Origin of the sequence: Nonomuraea sp. NPDC049725, from assembly GCF_040674795.1 — a bacterium.
Lineage (GTDB): Bacteria > Actinomycetota > Actinomycetes > Streptosporangiales > Streptosporangiaceae > Nonomuraea > Nonomuraea ceibae.
Map to the genome: position 1 here is coordinate 1 of NZ_JBFANJ010000018.1, position 15,251 is coordinate 15,251.

Annotated in this window: 13 protein-coding genes and 1 rRNA gene; 6 read left to right on the forward strand and 8 right to left on the reverse strand. The window is 70.5% G+C overall.

Going from position 1 to position 15,251, the window contains the following annotated elements:
* Nucleotides 1-84 (forward strand): 5S ribosomal RNA (gene rrf, locus AB0J53_RS35780); the annotation flags it as partial.
* A gap of 358 nt (nucleotides 85-442) precedes the next feature.
* Nucleotides 443-1,072 carry a hypothetical protein gene (locus AB0J53_RS35785; protein ID WP_364180511.1) on the forward strand — a complete coding sequence of 210 codons (630 nt, stop codon included), beginning with the start codon at nucleotides 443-445 and terminating at the stop codon, nucleotides 1,070-1,072.
* 169 nt (nucleotides 1,073-1,241) lie between these two features.
* Here AB0J53_RS35785 and AB0J53_RS35790 read toward each other — a convergent pair whose 3' ends face one another.
* Nucleotides 1,242-1,826: a short chain dehydrogenase gene (locus AB0J53_RS35790; RefSeq protein WP_364180513.1), complete on the reverse strand. Its 585-nt coding sequence runs from the start codon at nucleotides 1,824-1,826 to the stop codon at nucleotides 1,242-1,244.
* 167 nt (nucleotides 1,827-1,993) lie between these two features.
* Between AB0J53_RS35790 and AB0J53_RS35795 the strand changes: the two genes are divergently transcribed.
* Entirely contained in the window at nucleotides 1,994-2,965 is a 972-nt protein-coding gene (locus tag AB0J53_RS35795; RefSeq protein WP_364180515.1) for a helix-turn-helix transcriptional regulator, read from the forward strand.
* A gap of 225 nt (nucleotides 2,966-3,190) precedes the next feature.
* Here AB0J53_RS35795 and AB0J53_RS35800 read toward each other — a convergent pair whose 3' ends face one another.
* Entirely contained in the window at nucleotides 3,191-3,955 is a 765-nt protein-coding gene (locus AB0J53_RS35800) for a PhzF family phenazine biosynthesis protein (RefSeq protein ID WP_364180518.1), read from the reverse strand.
* 166 nt (nucleotides 3,956-4,121) lie between these two features.
* On the opposite strand from AB0J53_RS35800, the gene AB0J53_RS35805 reads away from it, so the two are divergent.
* On the forward strand, nucleotides 4,122-4,505 hold the full coding sequence (locus AB0J53_RS35805) for a cell division protein SepF (RefSeq protein ID WP_219518525.1): 384 nt from the start codon (nucleotides 4,122-4,124) through the stop codon (nucleotides 4,503-4,505).
* A 327-nt stretch (nucleotides 4,506-4,832) separates the two neighbouring features.
* Here the strand turns inward: AB0J53_RS35805 and AB0J53_RS35810 are convergent, their stop codons facing one another.
* The 5 genes from AB0J53_RS35810 to AB0J53_RS35830 form a co-directional block, all read right to left on the reverse strand.
* Nucleotides 4,833-6,164 (reverse strand): hypothetical protein, encoded by a 1,332-nt coding sequence (locus AB0J53_RS35810; protein WP_364180521.1) that lies wholly within the window; start codon nucleotides 6,162-6,164, stop codon nucleotides 4,833-4,835.
* 120 nt (nucleotides 6,165-6,284) lie between these two features.
* Nucleotides 6,285-8,012 carry an arginine--tRNA ligase gene (argS, locus tag AB0J53_RS35815; RefSeq protein ID WP_364180523.1) on the reverse strand — a complete coding sequence of 576 codons (1,728 nt, stop codon included), beginning with the start codon at nucleotides 8,010-8,012 and terminating at the stop codon, nucleotides 6,285-6,287.
* Nucleotides 8,009-10,294 (reverse strand): HAD-IC family P-type ATPase, encoded by a 2,286-nt coding sequence (locus AB0J53_RS35820; protein ID WP_364180525.1) that lies wholly within the window; start codon nucleotides 10,292-10,294, stop codon nucleotides 8,009-8,011. The genes argS and AB0J53_RS35820 overlap by 4 nt, the downstream gene beginning before the upstream one ends.
* A gap of 38 nt (nucleotides 10,295-10,332) precedes the next feature.
* Nucleotides 10,333-11,352 (reverse strand): phosphate acyltransferase PlsX, encoded by a 1,020-nt coding sequence (gene plsX, locus AB0J53_RS35825; protein ID WP_364180527.1) that lies wholly within the window; start codon nucleotides 11,350-11,352, stop codon nucleotides 10,333-10,335.
* A 61-nt stretch (nucleotides 11,353-11,413) separates the two neighbouring features.
* Nucleotides 11,414-11,983 carry a DUF1707 domain-containing protein gene (locus AB0J53_RS35830; protein WP_364180529.1) on the reverse strand — a complete coding sequence of 190 codons (570 nt, stop codon included), beginning with the start codon at nucleotides 11,981-11,983 and terminating at the stop codon, nucleotides 11,414-11,416.
* 171 nt (nucleotides 11,984-12,154) lie between these two features.
* Between AB0J53_RS35830 and AB0J53_RS35835 the strand changes: the two genes are divergently transcribed.
* Complete coding sequence (locus tag AB0J53_RS35835) at nucleotides 12,155-13,471, forward strand: lysine 2,3-aminomutase (RefSeq protein ID WP_219518516.1); 1,317 nt, start codon at nucleotides 12,155-12,157, stop codon at nucleotides 13,469-13,471.
* Nucleotides 13,472-13,876: 405 nt separating this feature from the next.
* Nucleotides 13,877-14,821: a hypothetical protein gene (locus AB0J53_RS35840; protein ID WP_364180532.1), complete on the forward strand. Its 945-nt coding sequence runs from the start codon at nucleotides 13,877-13,879 to the stop codon at nucleotides 14,819-14,821.
* 252 nt (nucleotides 14,822-15,073) lie between these two features.
* On the opposite strand, the gene AB0J53_RS35845 is transcribed toward AB0J53_RS35840, so the two are convergent.
* Nucleotides 15,074-15,229: a hypothetical protein gene (locus AB0J53_RS35845; RefSeq protein WP_219506210.1), complete on the reverse strand. Its 156-nt coding sequence runs from the start codon at nucleotides 15,227-15,229 to the stop codon at nucleotides 15,074-15,076.
* Between the last annotated feature and the right edge of the window lie 22 nt (nucleotides 15,230-15,251).

The following is a 15,251-nucleotide window of genomic DNA, read 5'->3' on the forward strand; positions in this document are numbered from 1 at the left end:
TACATTCCGAACCCGGAAGTTAAGCTTCCCTGCGCCGATGGTACTGCACTCGGGAGGGTGTGGGAGAGTAGGTCACCGCCGGACAATCTTTCAGAGAGGGCCCCGACAGTTTCGACTGTGCGGGGCCTTCTCTGCGTTTGTAGCGAAGTAGGCCCTCGGGTATCCCCGGGGGCCTTTTCTGCGTTCACGATAAGGCAGCTCAGGCCCGTGGCGACGCGCGCCTGTCTGGCCCATAGGAGTGGTAGGGCGAGCGCGGTGCCGGCATGGTCTATAGGCGTCGGTCGGCGTCAGGGCTTTCTCGGCGAGTGACGACGCGACGACGTATGGACAGGTCTATCAGCGTAGGGAAGTTATCCATACCTTTGATCTTCATGTTTGCCGTAGGGACACAGCAGCGCCCAGATGATCGACTGGTTGCCCTCGCACGAGAAGGGAGCGGGAGATGGAGCAGTGTGATCGGCGGGCTGCGATCGGAGCGGCGACCGCGCTGTTGGCGAATGGCATGACCGTGATGGCGAGCAGCGAGTCCGCCCGAGCGGAGTCCTCCGGCGAGCAGGCCCGAAAGTCGTTCCGGGTTGTAGACCGCCGAGGCCGACAGCGTTTCCTGGCCAGCTCAAGCAAACCTCCGGTGATCATTGGAGGTAAGACGTACCCTGCCGACCAACGCCAGGGGCCGGAAGGCACCTACCTGATCTTCAATGACGGCGACGGCAACGAGAAGGGAGGAATCGTTGCCTCCTCTGCCGGGGCCAGCCTCTCGCTCGACTACACCAACGCGCAGGCGATCACGATGGCCACCCGCTGGGAAGGCGTTCAGGGCGCAGCGCTGCTGGAGATGAAGCACATGCCTGATCCATCGCTCCCGATCGACCAGGTACCCGCCATGCCGCCTCGCGTCCAGCTCGGCTACAGCACTCCGGAAGGAGCTTTCCTGGTGCTCAGCGACTCGCGAGGATGCCCGAGGATCGTGCTGGAGATCGACGGCGACGACCAGCCGGCGATCAAAGTGCTGGACTCCGAGGGCAAGGTAGTCGGCCAGCTTCCCGAAACGCCAACCGGGCGGCGTTCGTAGCCGCCATCCATGATGGCCCGGCTCAGGCATGATGTCTCGAGGCCGGTCAAAGCGTTCATGACGCTAGGCCGAGATATCCAGCCGAGCGTCTTACTGTGCTGCAGCAGCCAATTGTCGGTCGTGTGTTGCGACCCCCTGGAATTCGCCGGTCTCCAGGAGACTGGGAGCTTCAGGGGCTGATGACCTGGCTGTGGGCGGTGCCCTCGACGGTGTCCGCGTAGATGCGGGCCAGGTCGTGTGCCGGGATGCCGGCTGTGCCGTCCATGCCCAGGGCGAGACTGGTTTCGCGTACCCAGCCGGGGCTGATGGCGTTGAGGCGGATGCCGCGCGGCATCTCGGGGGCGGCGGCGCGTACGAAGGACTCCAGGCCGGCGTTGACCAGGTGGCCGAGGGTGCTGCCCGGCAGGGGGTCGGGGATGCGTCCGCTGGTGAGCGTCACCGAGCCGCCAGGCCGCAGGTGCAGGGTGGCGCGGCGGACCAGGTTGACCTGGCCGATGAGCTTGCCGTCGAGGCCGCGCCAGTAGTCGGCGTCCGGCAGGGTGTCGAGTGGCGCCAGGGCGCCAGAGGCCGCGCAGCACACCACGGCGTCGACGTCGGGGACGGTGGCGAACAGGGCGTCGAGCGACGCGGGGTCGGTCAGGTCCACGCGCGCCGGGCCGCGGCGGGATGCCGGCACCACCTCGTGGTTCGCTGCCAGGAGGGCGGCGACCGCGCTTCCGATGGTGCCTGTCGCGCCGATCACGATGATTCTCACAGTTGTCTCCTCAGGCGGGTGGTTCGCAGGCCAGCGTGGGGGCGGGCTGGTGGCTCAGGCAGAGCGCAGTCCAGCGTGCAGGCGGGCTGCTGGCCCAGGCAGAGGTCTGGTGTGGGTACATCTGGCAGGTGCAGGTTGGCGGGGGCGGGTGCCGGGATACTGGGGGCGTGGACGGGCGTGCGGATCTGGGGGAGTTCCTGCGGTCGAGGCGGGCGCGGTTGCGGCCGGGGGAGCTCGGGCTGCCGGTGTACGGGCGGCGGCGGGTGCCCGGGTTGCGCCGGGAGGAGCTGGCTCAGCTCGCCGGGGTGAGTGCTGGCTACTACACCCGGCTGGAGCAGGGGCAGAGTCCCAACGCCTCCGATGCCGTGCTCGACGCCGTAGCCCGGGTGCTGCGGCTGGACGACGACGAGCGGGGGCACCTCTACTCGCTGGCCAGGGCGAAGCCTCGGCCGCCGCGTCGGGCCGCAGAGGCGGAACGGGTGCGGCCGGGCGTCCGGGTGATGATCGAGTCGTTGCGGGAGGTGCCCGCGCTGGTCATGGGGCGCTTCTGCGACATCCTGTGCTGGAACGCCACGGCGCACGCGCTGCTGGCCGGACACCTGGACTTCGACGCGCCGGACGACCCCGCCGGGCGGCCCAACGTGGCGGCCATGCTGTTCCTGGACCCGAGGCTGCGTGAGCTGTATGCGGACTGGGCGGGCAAGGCCCGCTCGACCGTTGCCGACCTCCGGCTGATCGCGGGACGGTATCCCGGCTCTCCCGAGCTGGCCGCGCTGGTCGACGAGCTCACCGTGGGCAGCGCCGAGTTCGCGGAGCTGTGGGCGGCGCATCCGGTGAGCGAGTGCGACACCGGGCCGCGGGTCTATCGGCATCCGACCGTGGGGACGATGGAGCTCAGTGCCGAGTTCATGACGCTGCCGGACGACGAGGGGCAGCGGGTGGCGGTGTTCAACGCCGCGCCCGGCTCGCCCTCCGAAGCCGCGCTCCGCCTCCTCGCCACCCGGAGCACGACGGTCGCCCGGCCTGCGACGGTCGCCCAGACTGCGACGGTCGCCCGGACTACGACCGCCGCCGCGACTACGACCGCCGCCGCGACTACGACGGCCGCCGGGATCACGACGGCCGCTCGGCGGCCCTGAGCGTGTCCGTACGGGCCGTAGGGCCCGTTACGGAGGCCCGTAACCCTGGGTGCCGGCTCCGGGGGCGGGAGCCGTGTCTCAAGCGCTGGGAATCCCGGCGCCATCGGCGGCTCAAGGCTCAGTGACCTGCGGCTTTACCTTCATGATCAAATGTGATCAAATTGTGATCAGCCTCGGAGTGTGTGCGTGGCCTGAGCGGGGCACATCCACGTGACTGATGAGGCCTCAGATGTGGAGGGTGCCGGTGACGACGGTGACAGCGTGTCCCGCGAGCTGGACGCGGTCGCCGTCGAGCGTCACCCGTACGACCCCGCCCCGTGCCGACAGTTGCGCGCCCGTCAGGGTGTCGCGGCCCAGCCGTGCCGTCCAGTACGGCGAGAGCGCGCAGTGCGCCGAGCCGGTCACCGGATCCTCGGGCACGCCGACGTTCGGGGCGAAGAAGCGTGAGACGAAATCGGTCGCCGAGCCGGCGGCCGTCACGATGACACCGCGCGCGTCGATCGCCGCCAATGCGGGGATGTCGGGCGTCAACGACCGGACGACTTCTTCGGATTCGAGCTCGACCAGCAGGTCGAGAGCGCTCCTGCCGACGCTCACCGGGGAAGCCCCGAGTGCTTTTTCCAAGCCGTCCGGAACTGTGGCGGGTGTCACTTCCTTGGCCGGAAAATCCATAGTGATCATGTTGTCCGGCATGCGATTCACGGTGAGCGGACCGCTCGCCGTGGCGAATTTCACCGGACCCGTCGCCGCGCCCGTCGAATACAAGACGTGGGCCGTGGCCAGGGTGGCGTGGCCGCACAGCGTGACCTCGACCTTCGGCGTGAACCAGCGCAGCGAATCGTCCAGCAGGAACGCCGTCTCAGACAGGTTCATCTCGGCCGCGACGGCCTGCATCCACTCGTCCGGAACTCGATCCTCCAGCAGGCACACGGCCGCGGGATTACCCTTGAATGCGGTGCTGGTGAAGGCATCGACGATGAACAGGCGCATGGCTCGATGCTATACGGGGCCGGATATCGGGGTGAAACCAGGACGCTAGCCGTACAAAATGGAATTAGTGCTGGGCGTGTCGCATGGCGAACGCGGAATCGTCGGTTACCGTCCAATGTGTCGGGACGTGCCGATTGCGGTGAGTTCCTGAGGAAAGGACAAGCCGATGGGGGCAGTGCGTAAGGTTGCGGGATACCTTGGCCTGGGCGGGATCGATCACTACGACGAGGGTTACGACGACGACGGGCAGTACGAAGAGGAGTACATGCCCGCGACGGAGCGGGCCGCGCGTAGGTGGCGGTCCACGATCGAGTCGTCGCGCATCGTGATGGTGCAGCCGCTCAAGTACAACGACGCACCGTTGATCGGCCAGTATTTCCGCGAGGGCCAGACGGTGATCATGGATGTGACGGGCATGGCGATGCCGGAGGCGACCCGGATGGTCGACTTCGCGGCCGGCCTGGCCTATGGCTGTGAAGGGCGGATCGAGCGCATCGCCGATCGGGTTTTCCTGCTGGCGCCCGCACACGTGGAGATCGAGACGAGCTGAGCCCGGCTTCAGGGGAAGCCGGGGCGGCTCGCCTCCGCCGCCTTCTCGGGGGAGAAGGTGGCCACGCGCCTCGGGCGCCATACCGTGGGGCCGGATGCTCAGCTCATGCACCTCGCCGTCTCGGGGGGCGAGCAGGCGCTCACACGCCTCCATCCCCACTTCTGGGCACTCCTTCCGAGCGGAAGCGGGCGCTCGGCTCCGCCGGCCGGTCCGGGAGCAGGGTCCAGGAGCGACAAGGGCCCAGGCGCCTCCGGGGAGAAGAGCCTAGGAGCGAGAAGAGCCCAGGAGCGAGAAGGGCTGAGGCCCCTCCGACAAAAAGAGCCCGGGTCAGGCGGCTCGGGGGCCGCGGCGGATCAGGCGGGTGAGCTCGGCGCAGTCTTCACTGGCCTGCTTGGCACGCCCCTCCGCCTCGTGCGCGTAGGCGTGCAGTGCCCACACGGCCCCGTCGGCCAGCTCCTTGAGCTCGGCGACCTGGGAGGCCACCCAGCGGGCGTCGGCCTCGGCGGCCTTGCGCCGCCGCCAGAGCAGCCAGCCCGCCGCGCCGAGCAGGCCGGCGCCCGCCACAGCGAGCAGCGGCGGCCCGAGCACCGCGCCGGCGAAGCACGCCAGCCCGGCCAGGACCAGCAGCGCGACGTCCCACGGGCGGCGGCGCGGGGTGGTGCCGGCGCTGACGATGGCGGCCTCGGCAGCGGCCATCGAGCTCTCGTCCGGCCCTTCGGGGTGCAGCTTGATGTGGTGGCCGAGCAGCGCGACGGTGACCGTGGCGGGCGGCTCCAGGCGGGTGTCGGCCTCCAGCTCCTCGGCGACGCCGCGCAGGATCGGGCCGGCCACGTGCAGGGCGATCGCCGCCAGGTGCGGGTCGGCGCCGGGGCGCAGGTCGTCGAGCAGGTGGGAGCTGAGCGAGGCCATCGGGCCGGGCGGTCCGCCCAGGCCGATGAGGGTGCGCAGGACGGCCAGCGGCTCGTCCTCCTGCCAGGCCGCGGCGGGGCTGGCGTCGGAGTTGGTGAGCGGCGTCGACGCGCTCTGCCCGGCCTGCGGGGTGGAGGTGATCTCCGCGCAGCGGGCGCGCAGCCGGTCGAGCCGGGCGGCGGCCTGGGCGGGCCGGGCCAGCTCGGGGATCTCGGCCATCTCCGGGAAGTCGACGAGCGAGGCGGGCACCACGACCGAGGGTTCGCCGGGCACGAGGGCCTGGGTCCACTGCGACGGGTCGGCGTGTTCCTGGACGGCGAGCGCGTCGAGCTTGCGCAGCACGAAGATCTTGCCTGCCGGGCCGTAGGCGCCGCGGGCGGCGGCGAGCCAGAGCGAGCGCTGGCCGTGGCTGACGGGCTGGTCGAGTGACAGGTCGCCGAACGCGGTGCCGAGCCAGGAGGCGTGGATGCGGCTGCCGTGGCCGGCCACGGCGAGCGCCAGGCACAGGAAGAGCGCGGTCTGCTGCTGGTCGCGGCCGGCGGCCTTGCTCAGCGGCTCCAGCGGGTCGTCGCCGGCCAGGATCGCCACCAGCGCCTCGACGGCGGGCGGCAGCCAGTTGCCCGGGATGTCGGCGAAGCCGGGCGGGGCAGGGGGCGCGGAGCCGTTGGCCGCCAGGTGGGCCAGCAGCGCCTCGGCGTAGCGGCGCAGCTCCGCCGCTGTCTGGGGGCTCGCAGTCAGGTCCGTGCTCAAGGCAGAGAACTCCCCCATTTCGGCCTCAGTTCATGACCGCGTAAAGCCTAACCGTTGGAGCGTGCCTTCGAGGTGGAGGCGCGCCCCAACGGAACAGGGGTCTTTCGCGCTAACTGCCTGTTACATGCGCTCGGGGACGGGGACGCCGAGCAGGTCGAGGCCGGTTTCGAGGACGCGCAGCGTCAGCGCGCACAGCGCGAGCCGGTGCGCCCGGATCTGCGGGTCGACGCCCGGCTTGACGACCGGGCACTCCTCGTAGAAGCCGCTGAACAGCTTGGCGGCCTCGAACAGGAAGGTGGACAGCCGGTGCGGCTCGGAGTGCTCGGCCACCTGCTCGACGATCTGGCCGAAGCCGAGCAGGTGCATCACCAGCGCGCGCTCGGCCGGCTCGGCGGGCACGATGCCGGCGGTGGCCTGCGACGGCTCCAGCTCGGCCCTGCGGAAGATGGAGCGGATCCGGGCCGTGGCGTACTGCATGTACGGGCCGGTGTTGCCGTGGAACTCCAGCATCCGGTCGAAGTCGAAGACGTACTCGGTGTCGTGGCTGACCGAGAGGTCGGCGTACTTCACCGCGCCCATGCCGACGTCGTTGGCGATCTCCCGGCGGGTCGCCTCGTCGTACTCGCGGTCGGCGAGCTTCTGCTGGGCCCGGTCGACGGCCTCTTCGAGCAGGGCGATCAGCTTGACCGACTCGCCCGAGCGGGTCTTGAACCGGCGCCCGTCCTTGCCCAGCATCATGCCGATCTGCACGTGCTCGGCCGAGACGGTGTCGGGCAGCCAGCCGGCCATCCGGGCGGAGGCGAACACCATCCGGAAGTGCAGCGCCTGGTCGGCGCCGACGACGTAGAGGATCCGGTCGGCCTTGAGGTCGTGGACCCGGTAGCGGATCGCGGCCATGTCGGTGGAGGCGTAACCGTAGCCGCCGTCGCTCTTCCTGATGATGAGCGGCAGCGGCTTGTCGTCGGAGCCGGTGAAGCCCGGCGGGAACAGGCAGAGCGCGCCCTCGCTCATCACCGCCGTGCCCGCGTCCTCCAGGTCGCGGCAGGTCTTCTCCAGCATCGGGTTGTACATGCTCTCGCCGGCGATGTCGGCGTCGGTGAGCGTGACACCGAGCAGGTCGTAGATCTTGTTGAAGTAGCGGACGGTGGCGTCCATGAAGACGTGCCAGAGCCGCATCGTCTCGGGGTCGCCCGACTGCAGCGTGGTCACCCGGGCGCGGGCCCGCGACTTGAACGCCTCGTCGTTGTCGAACTTGACCCGGGCCGCCTGGTAGTACTCGGTGCCCTGGCCGGCTTCGAGCTGCTGGACCGCGGCCTCCTCGCCGATGTCGAGCAGGTGCTCGATGAGCATGCCGAACGGGGTGCCCCAGTCGCCCAGGTGGTTCTGCCTGATCACCTGGTTGCCGAGGTGCTCGTGCACGCGGGCCAGCGAGTCGCCGACGATCGTGGTGCGCAGGTGGCCGACGTGCATCTCCTTGGCCGCGTTGGGCGCGGAGTAGTCGATGACGATGGTCTGGGCCGGGGCGATCGTGCCCACGCCGGTGCGCGGGTCGGCGGCCATGCGGTTGACCTCGGACTCGATCCAGGAGCCGTCGAGGGTGATGTTGAGGAAGCCGGGGCCGCTGACCTCGACCGTGCCGGGGAAGTCGGACAGCTCGGCCCGGATCGCCTCGGCGACCTCCCGCGGGGACCGTCGCAGCCGCTTGGCCAGGCTCATCGCGACGTTCGCCTGGAAGTCGGCGAACTGGGAGGGCCGGATCAGCGGGTCTGCGTCGGCGTGCTCCGCACCGAACGCGGCGGCCAGCGCCTGCTGGACGCGCTCGGTGAGCACTAGCTGCGGGTCGGTCATGTCCTAAGGGTACCGGTGGCCTTGAGCACGGCGCTGAGCGCGGCGGCCGCCGCGACGGAGACGCCGACGGCGATCAGATCGGCCCGTACGCCGCCCGGTTCGAGCGTGAACAGCTCGCGTACGGCGGGGATGGCCAGGGCCAGTGCGAACAGCCCGGCCATGGCGGCGACCAGCACGATCCGGCCCCGGGTGAGCGGCCTGGCGACGAGCACGAGCACCCACCAGGTGGTCAGGAACAGGGCGAGCACGGCCGAGGTGCGGTCCTGCTCCAGCGAGCCGGTGGCCGCCGCCGCGTAGGCGGCCAGCACGGCGAGGGCGCAGAACACCCCGGCGGGCACGGCGAAGCGCAGCACTCTCGGCACGAACCCGGGCTTGGCCCGCTCCAGCGTGGGCGCCAGCGCCAGGAAGAGCGCCGGGATGCCGATCGTGAGCGCGTTGACCAGCGTCGAGTGGCGGGGGGTGAAGGGGAACATCATCCCGGCCACGCCGGTGGTGAGCGCCAGCACGATGGCGAAGAAGGTCTTGGTCAGGAAAAGTCCTGACACGCGTTCGATGTTGGCGAGCACCCGGCGTCCTTCGCCGACCACGTGCGGCAGCGTGGCGAACGTGTTGTCGAGCAGCACCACCTGGGCGACCGCCTTGGTGGCCGGGCTGCCCGCGCCCATCGCGATGCCGAGGTCGGCGTCCTTGAGCGCCAGCACGTCGTTGACGCCGTCGCCGGTCATGGCCACGGTGTGGCCGCGGGCCTGCAGGGCGCCGACGAACAGGCGTTTCTGTTGCGGGGTGACGCGGCCGAAGACGGTGTTGGCGTCGAGCGTCTCGGCCAGCTCGTCCGGGTCGTCGGGCAGCGTGCGGGCGTCGACCGCGCGCTCGCCGCCCGGGATGCCCAGGTCGACGGCGATCGCGGAGACCGCCGCCGGGCTGTCGCCGGAGATCACCTTGACGGTGACGCCCTGCTTGTCGAAGTAGCGCAGGGTCTCGCGCGCGTCGGGCCTGATCCGCTGCTTGAGCGTCACCAACGCGACGGGCTCGACCTCGGGTGTGCCGCTTTCCGGGAGTTTGTCCGTACGGCACAGCGCCAGCACGCGGGCACCGGTGGCGCTCAGGCCGGCGGCTCGCGTGTACCCCTCCTCGCCGTCGGAGAGCAGGACGTCGGGGGCGCCGAGGACCCAGACGCCGTGCGGTCCGAAGTCGGCGCCGCTCCACTTGCGGGCGGAGGAGAACGGGACGGCGGCGCGCGCCCGCCAGGGCGCGGCCGGGTGGCGCTCCAGGATGGCCCGGGCGGTGGCATTGGGACGGGGGTCGGCGGCGGCCAGCGCGGCGAGCGCGTCGCCGACCGGCTCGCCGTCGCGCAGCGGCAGGATCTGGTCCAGCTCCATGCCGCCGGCGGTGAGCGTGCCGGTCTTGTCCAGGCAGAGCACGTCGACCCTGGCCAGGCCCTCGATCGCGGGCAGCTCCTGGACCAGGCAGCGGCGCCGGCCGAGCCGTACGACGCCGATGGCGAAGGCGATCGAGGTCATCAGCACGAGCCCTTCGGGGATCATGGTGACGATGCCCGCGACGGCGCCGGTGATGGCGGTGCCGAAGTCGACCGAGTGACGCAGCTGGCTGTACATGAGCAGCGCGCCGATCGGGATGACCAGCCAGGTGACGTAACGGATGAACTTCTTGATGCCGTCACGCAGCTCGGAGTGCGACAGGTGGAACCTGGCCGCCTCCTCGGCCAGCCGCACGGCGTAGGCGTCGGTGCCGACGGCGGTGGCGGTGAACGCGCCGGTGCCGGCCACGGCGAAGCTGCCCGACAGCACCCGGTCGCCGGGCCGCTTGAGCACCGGGTCGGCCTCGCCGGTCAGCAGCGACTCGTCGACCTCCAGCCCGGCGGACTCGACCACCTCGCCGTCGACCAGCAGGTTGTCGCCGGGGGAGAGCAGGACGAGGTCGCCGAGCACCACCCGGTCAGGGGCGATCTCCTGCTCGCGGCCGTCGCGGCGGACCGTGACCGGGCTCTGGCTGACGACGGCCAGCCGGTCGAGGGTGCGTTTGGCGCGCAGCTCCTGCACGACGCCGACGAGCACGTTGGCCAGCATGATCAGGCCGAACACGCTGTCCTGCCACTCGCCGAAGATCAGGATCAGCAGCCATAAGACGCCGATGACCAGGTTGAAGAGCGTGCAGAAGTTCGCCCGTACGATCGCGGCGAGCGACCTGCTCGACCGTTTGGGCACGTGGTTGGGCTTCGCCGCGGCCACCTGCGCAGCCGTCAGCCCTTGCCCCGTTGTCACGACAGTTCCCCCCGCCATCCCCCTGGCCCTGCCACACCCTAGCGCGACCTGTGGGACCGGCCGGCGTTCGCGATCCGCTCGCCGATCTTGGTCACCAGGCCGCCTTCGGACAGGTCGGCGGCCAGCCGGCAGGCCGCGCTGATGCTCGCGGCCCGGGAGGAGCCGTGCGCGATGACCACGGTGCCGTTGAGGCCGAGCAGCACTGCGCCGCCGTGGGCCTCGGCGTCGAGCCGCCGGCTCAGCTCGCGCAGCCGGTTGCGCTGCATGAGCGCGCCCAGCCTGGCCACCGGGCTGTCGCCGATGGACTGCCTGAGCTCGTCGAAGGCGTAGCGGACCGCGCCTTCCATGGTCTTGAGCGCGACGTTGCCGGTGAAGCCGTCGGTGGTGATCACGTCGGCCTTGCCGGTCAGCAGGTCGTAGCCCTCGACGTTGCCGGCGAAGTGCAGGCCGGGCGCGGCCTCCAGCAGCTCGTGGGCGCGGCGGACGAGCTTGTTGCCCTTGCCCGCCTCGCTGCCGATCGTCAGCAGGCCGACCCGGGGCTGTTCGACGCCGTGGGCCAGCTCGGCGTAGGCGGCGCCCAGGTGGCCGAACTGCACCAGCGCTTCCGGTTTGACCTCGGCGTTCGCGCCGGCGTCGAGGAGCACGGTCGGGTGCGGCAGGGTGGGCAGGGCGACGGCGATGGCCGGGCGCAGCACGCCCTGCTGGGCCTTGAGCCGGAGCTTGCCGGTGGCCACGATGCCCGCGGTCGAGCCGGCCGACACGACAGCCGACACGTCGCCGCGCCGCAGCAGATGGCAGGCGACGGCGATGCTGGAGCGGGGGCGGCGCAGGCTGGCCAGCGCGCCCTCGTCCATCGCCAGCGCCTCCTCGGCGCGCACGATGGGCAGCTCGTTGGTGGCGCCGTGGTCGGCCAGCGACTCGTAGAGCACGCGCGGGGCGCCGACGAGCACGACCTGCAGCCCCCGCTCACGCACCGCGTGGACGGCGCCGGCCACGATCTCGTGCGGCGCGTGGTCGCCGCCCATGGCGTCGACCGCGATCGGCCTGCTGTCGGACAATGGTCACCTCGTACGGCATGTCTTCACAGGCCACTACCAGGTTAACCGGTCAGTAGTCGCACTATGCGTCGCCGTGCAGGTTCCAGTCCGTGACGGTGCGGGCGACGATGACCTTGCCGAACGTGACCCGCCCGGTGATCCTGATGACCGGGCCGTCGCCGCCGGAGCCGCCTGACACCTGGCGCTTGGCGAACACCGCGCCGACCTCGTCGATGACCTGGGCGTTCGGCGGCACCCTGACGATCGTCTTGGCGCAGAAGGCGCTGACGGAGACGGTGATCTCGCGGCCGGGGAGCACGGCCTGCGACAGGTCGACGATGAGGGCGCCGAAGGTGGCGGCCAGGTGGGTGTGGCGGGAGGCGATCCAGCGGCCGCGCTTGATCACCTTGCTGAACACGGCGCTGACCTGCTGGTGCTCCACGGTGGCCGGGGCGCCGCCCGAGGCGGAGGTCTGGGGGAGGTCCTTGGTGTGGGGGACGAGCTCGCCGACGGTCTTGGCGGTGTAGATGGCCTCAAGCCGGTCGGCGTGCTCGACGCTGGTGAGTCGTCCACTGGCGAACGCCTCGCCGAGCACCGTGGCCGCGCGGTCACGGTCGGCGTCGGAGGCGCGCATCGTCGGGTCGTCGGTCACGCCCGCCAGTCTAGGTCAAAACGCGATATGTCGCGAGAGGAAGTCTCCAGAGAAACTTGGAGCCCACGCGGAACCGTAGCCCCGGCATGCCGCGTCCCGATATAAGAGCGTTAGACGCGCGACGGAGGCATCAGGTTTACACGATCGAACAAAAAAGATGGGAACGGCCTAGTGATCTTGAACCAAGCAGGAACCCGACGCTTCAAGGCGTACACGTCCAAGCACCTCGACGACCTCCTGCTGCGAGCCGGGCTCGACGACGAGGAGCGGCTCAGGGTACGCGCCGTGGCCACGGTGCTCCCCTTCCGGACCAACGCCTACGTCGTGGATGAACTCATAGATTGGTCGGCAGCGCCCGACGACCCCATGTACCGCCTGGTCTTCCCGCAGGAGGACATGCTGCCCGCGGCCGACGTGGCCCGGCTGGCGGACCTGCTCAAGGCCGAGGCGCCCAACGCGGAGATCCAGGCCGAGGCCAACCGTGTGCGCGCGCAGCTCAACCCGCACCCCGCCGGGCAGAAGGAGCTCAACGTCCCCCGCATCGGGGACGAGCCGGTGCCGGGGATGCAGCACAAGTATCCGGAGACGGTGCTCTTCTTCCCCAAGCAGGGCCAGACCTGTCACGCGTACTGCACCTACTGCTTCCGGTGGGCCCAGTTCGTCGGCGACGCCGACCTGAAGTTCGCCTCGGACGACATCGACCAGATGGTCGGCTACATCCGCCGGCACCCGGAGGTCACCAGCGTCCTGATCACCGGCGGTGACGCCATGATCATGGGTGAGCCGGTGATCCGGCGTTACATCGAGCCGCTGCTGGAGCTCGACCAGCTCGAATCCGTCAGGATCGGCACCAAGGCGCTGGCGTACTGGCCGCAGCGCTTCGTCACCGACCCCGACGCCGACGCCACGCTCGGCCTGTTCGAGCAGGTGGTGGAGTCGGGCAAGAACCTCGCCTTCATGGCCCACTTCTCGCACCCGCGCGAACTGGAGTCACCGCTGGTGGAGTCGGCGGTCAAGCGCATCCTCGGCAGCGGGGCCACGATCAGGACCCAGGCGCCGCTCATCCGGTCCATCAACGACGACCCGCACATCTGGTCGTACATGTGGCGGCGGCAGCTCCGGATGGGGATGATCCCCTACTACATGTTCATCGAGCGGGACACCGGCCCGCAGGACTACTTCGCGGTGCCGCTCGCGCGGGCGTACGAGGTCTTCAGGGACGCCTATGCCGGCGTCTCCGGGCTCTGCCGGACGGTCCGGGGGCCCTCGATGTCGGCGACGCCGGGCAAGGTGTGCGTCGACGGAGTCACGGAGATCGACGGGCAGCGCGTGTTCGTCCTCCACTTCATCCAGGCCCGCGATCCCGGCCTGGTCGGGCGGCCGTTCTTCGCCCGGTACGACCCCACAGCGGTGTGGCTGACGGATCTGCGTCCGGCATTCGCCGACCGTTTTCCGTTCGAGGCCGAGCAGGCCCTGCTGACGGTCTGACCGGTTCAAGCGCGTCTACCGCAACCGGAAAATCTGCGCCCCCGGCCCCTGGCATTTCGTTTTGACGATGATGCCGGCGGGCCGTGCGGGCGCACTTCCTTGTCCCGGGAATATCCGAAATCGCCTCCTGGTATTTCCCGCTTTGTCCGGCCGCGCATTACCTTTCCGCCGCTCGGTAACTTACCCACAAAGCCCGTGTCACGCGGGCTTCCAGCAGCTGCCCCGGGCTCGTACGGGGTGATAGAACTGCGTTAGTAGCTCAGCCGGGACGTCGCGCTTCGTGTGGTGCCCATAGCGCGGACGACTCGGCATTCGGGGGTTATCGATTCGCATTATTCGCTGCATTCGAGAGCGATCGATCAACGAGCCGGGAAGGCAATCATGAAACGCGCAATCAAGACGGCCGTGGCTGTCACATCATTCGGGCTTGCGGCGGCGCTGGCCCCGCCGGTGCACGCCGACGTCCAGGAGCTCGGCCACCGGGCCGCCCCCCAGGCCGACGAGCCGGGCGGCAAGGGCGGCGGGCCGCTGGGCGGTCTGCTCAGCCCGGTCACCGGCCTGCTGGGCGGCCTGCTCGGCGGCGGCGGCGGCCTGCTGGGCGGCGGCAAGAAGTCCGCGCCCGCCGAGAAGTACGAAGGCCAGGCCGAGCCCCGGGGCCCGATCGGCCCCAACTCCTACGAGGACGCCACCCGCTGGTCGGAGCCGCGGCCCGAGCTGGCCCCGAGGGTCGCCGGCCTGCCGCTGCTCGGCGGCCTCGGCAAGGGCCTGCCGCTGGCGGGCGGCCTCCCGCTGGGCGGCGTCGTGCCCGGCGCCTCCCGCCTGGCCGTGCCGCAGAACGCGCAGGTCAAGCCCAACGTCGACGGCACGCTGCACGGCGCGTTCGCGTCGGTGGCCGACCTGGTCGAGGGCTCCCTGAGCGGGGCCATGGCCAAGCTGTCGACCACCCGCCTGCTGCCCGGCGGCACCACCAGCGTCGTCGACGCGAGCAACACCACCACGGACACGCTCAACGGCACCACGAAGGGGCTGGAGAACCTGTCGCTGGAGAGCACCATGGCCGGCCTGGGCGCGGCCGCCAAGCACGCGCTGCCCCACGCCTCGCGCGGCGAGCTGTCGCCGCTCATCGGCCACCTGACCCCCGCCGAGGCCGCGCCGCTCATCGAGTCGCTGCCCGGCACCACCCAGATCGCGGCGGTCGACGAGGTGTCGCCGCTTGTCGAGGACGTCTCCAACGTCCTGTCGACCAACGGCACCAAGGCCACCGGGTCCTACAACGAGACCATCACCTCCCTGGGCTGGTCCACCGCCGCCCTCACCCGCCACGCGGCCGACGCCTGGCCCACGAACTGACACCCCGCGCGGTCGCGGCGGGAGTCTTCCTTGAGGTGCCGACCCCGCGTCTGCGGCCCGCCTGAGACCTTCTCGAACGCCCCTTGAGATGCCGGGGCCCGTTCGGAGGCTCATCCCCGCCGGGGTGTCACCCCGGCCCCGGCTCGCCGGAGCCGCCGCCACTGCAGGGCGGCGGCGCCCGCGGAGCCGCTCGTCAAAGGCCGCCGGCCCCTTCACCGGGCCGGCGGCCTTTTCGTGTGCGCGTGTGTGTGGTCAGGGCAGGCGCACGCCGGTGCGGCGGGCGATCTGCGCCTGCAGCCGGGCCATCTGCCAGTGCAACTCGAGCAGCTGCTCGACCAGCTGCGTCTTGGGTATCTCGGACACATCCTCGGTGGCCAGGTGGTCGATCGCGGCCGAGAGCTCACCCATCGCGCCCCCCACTCCATCACCG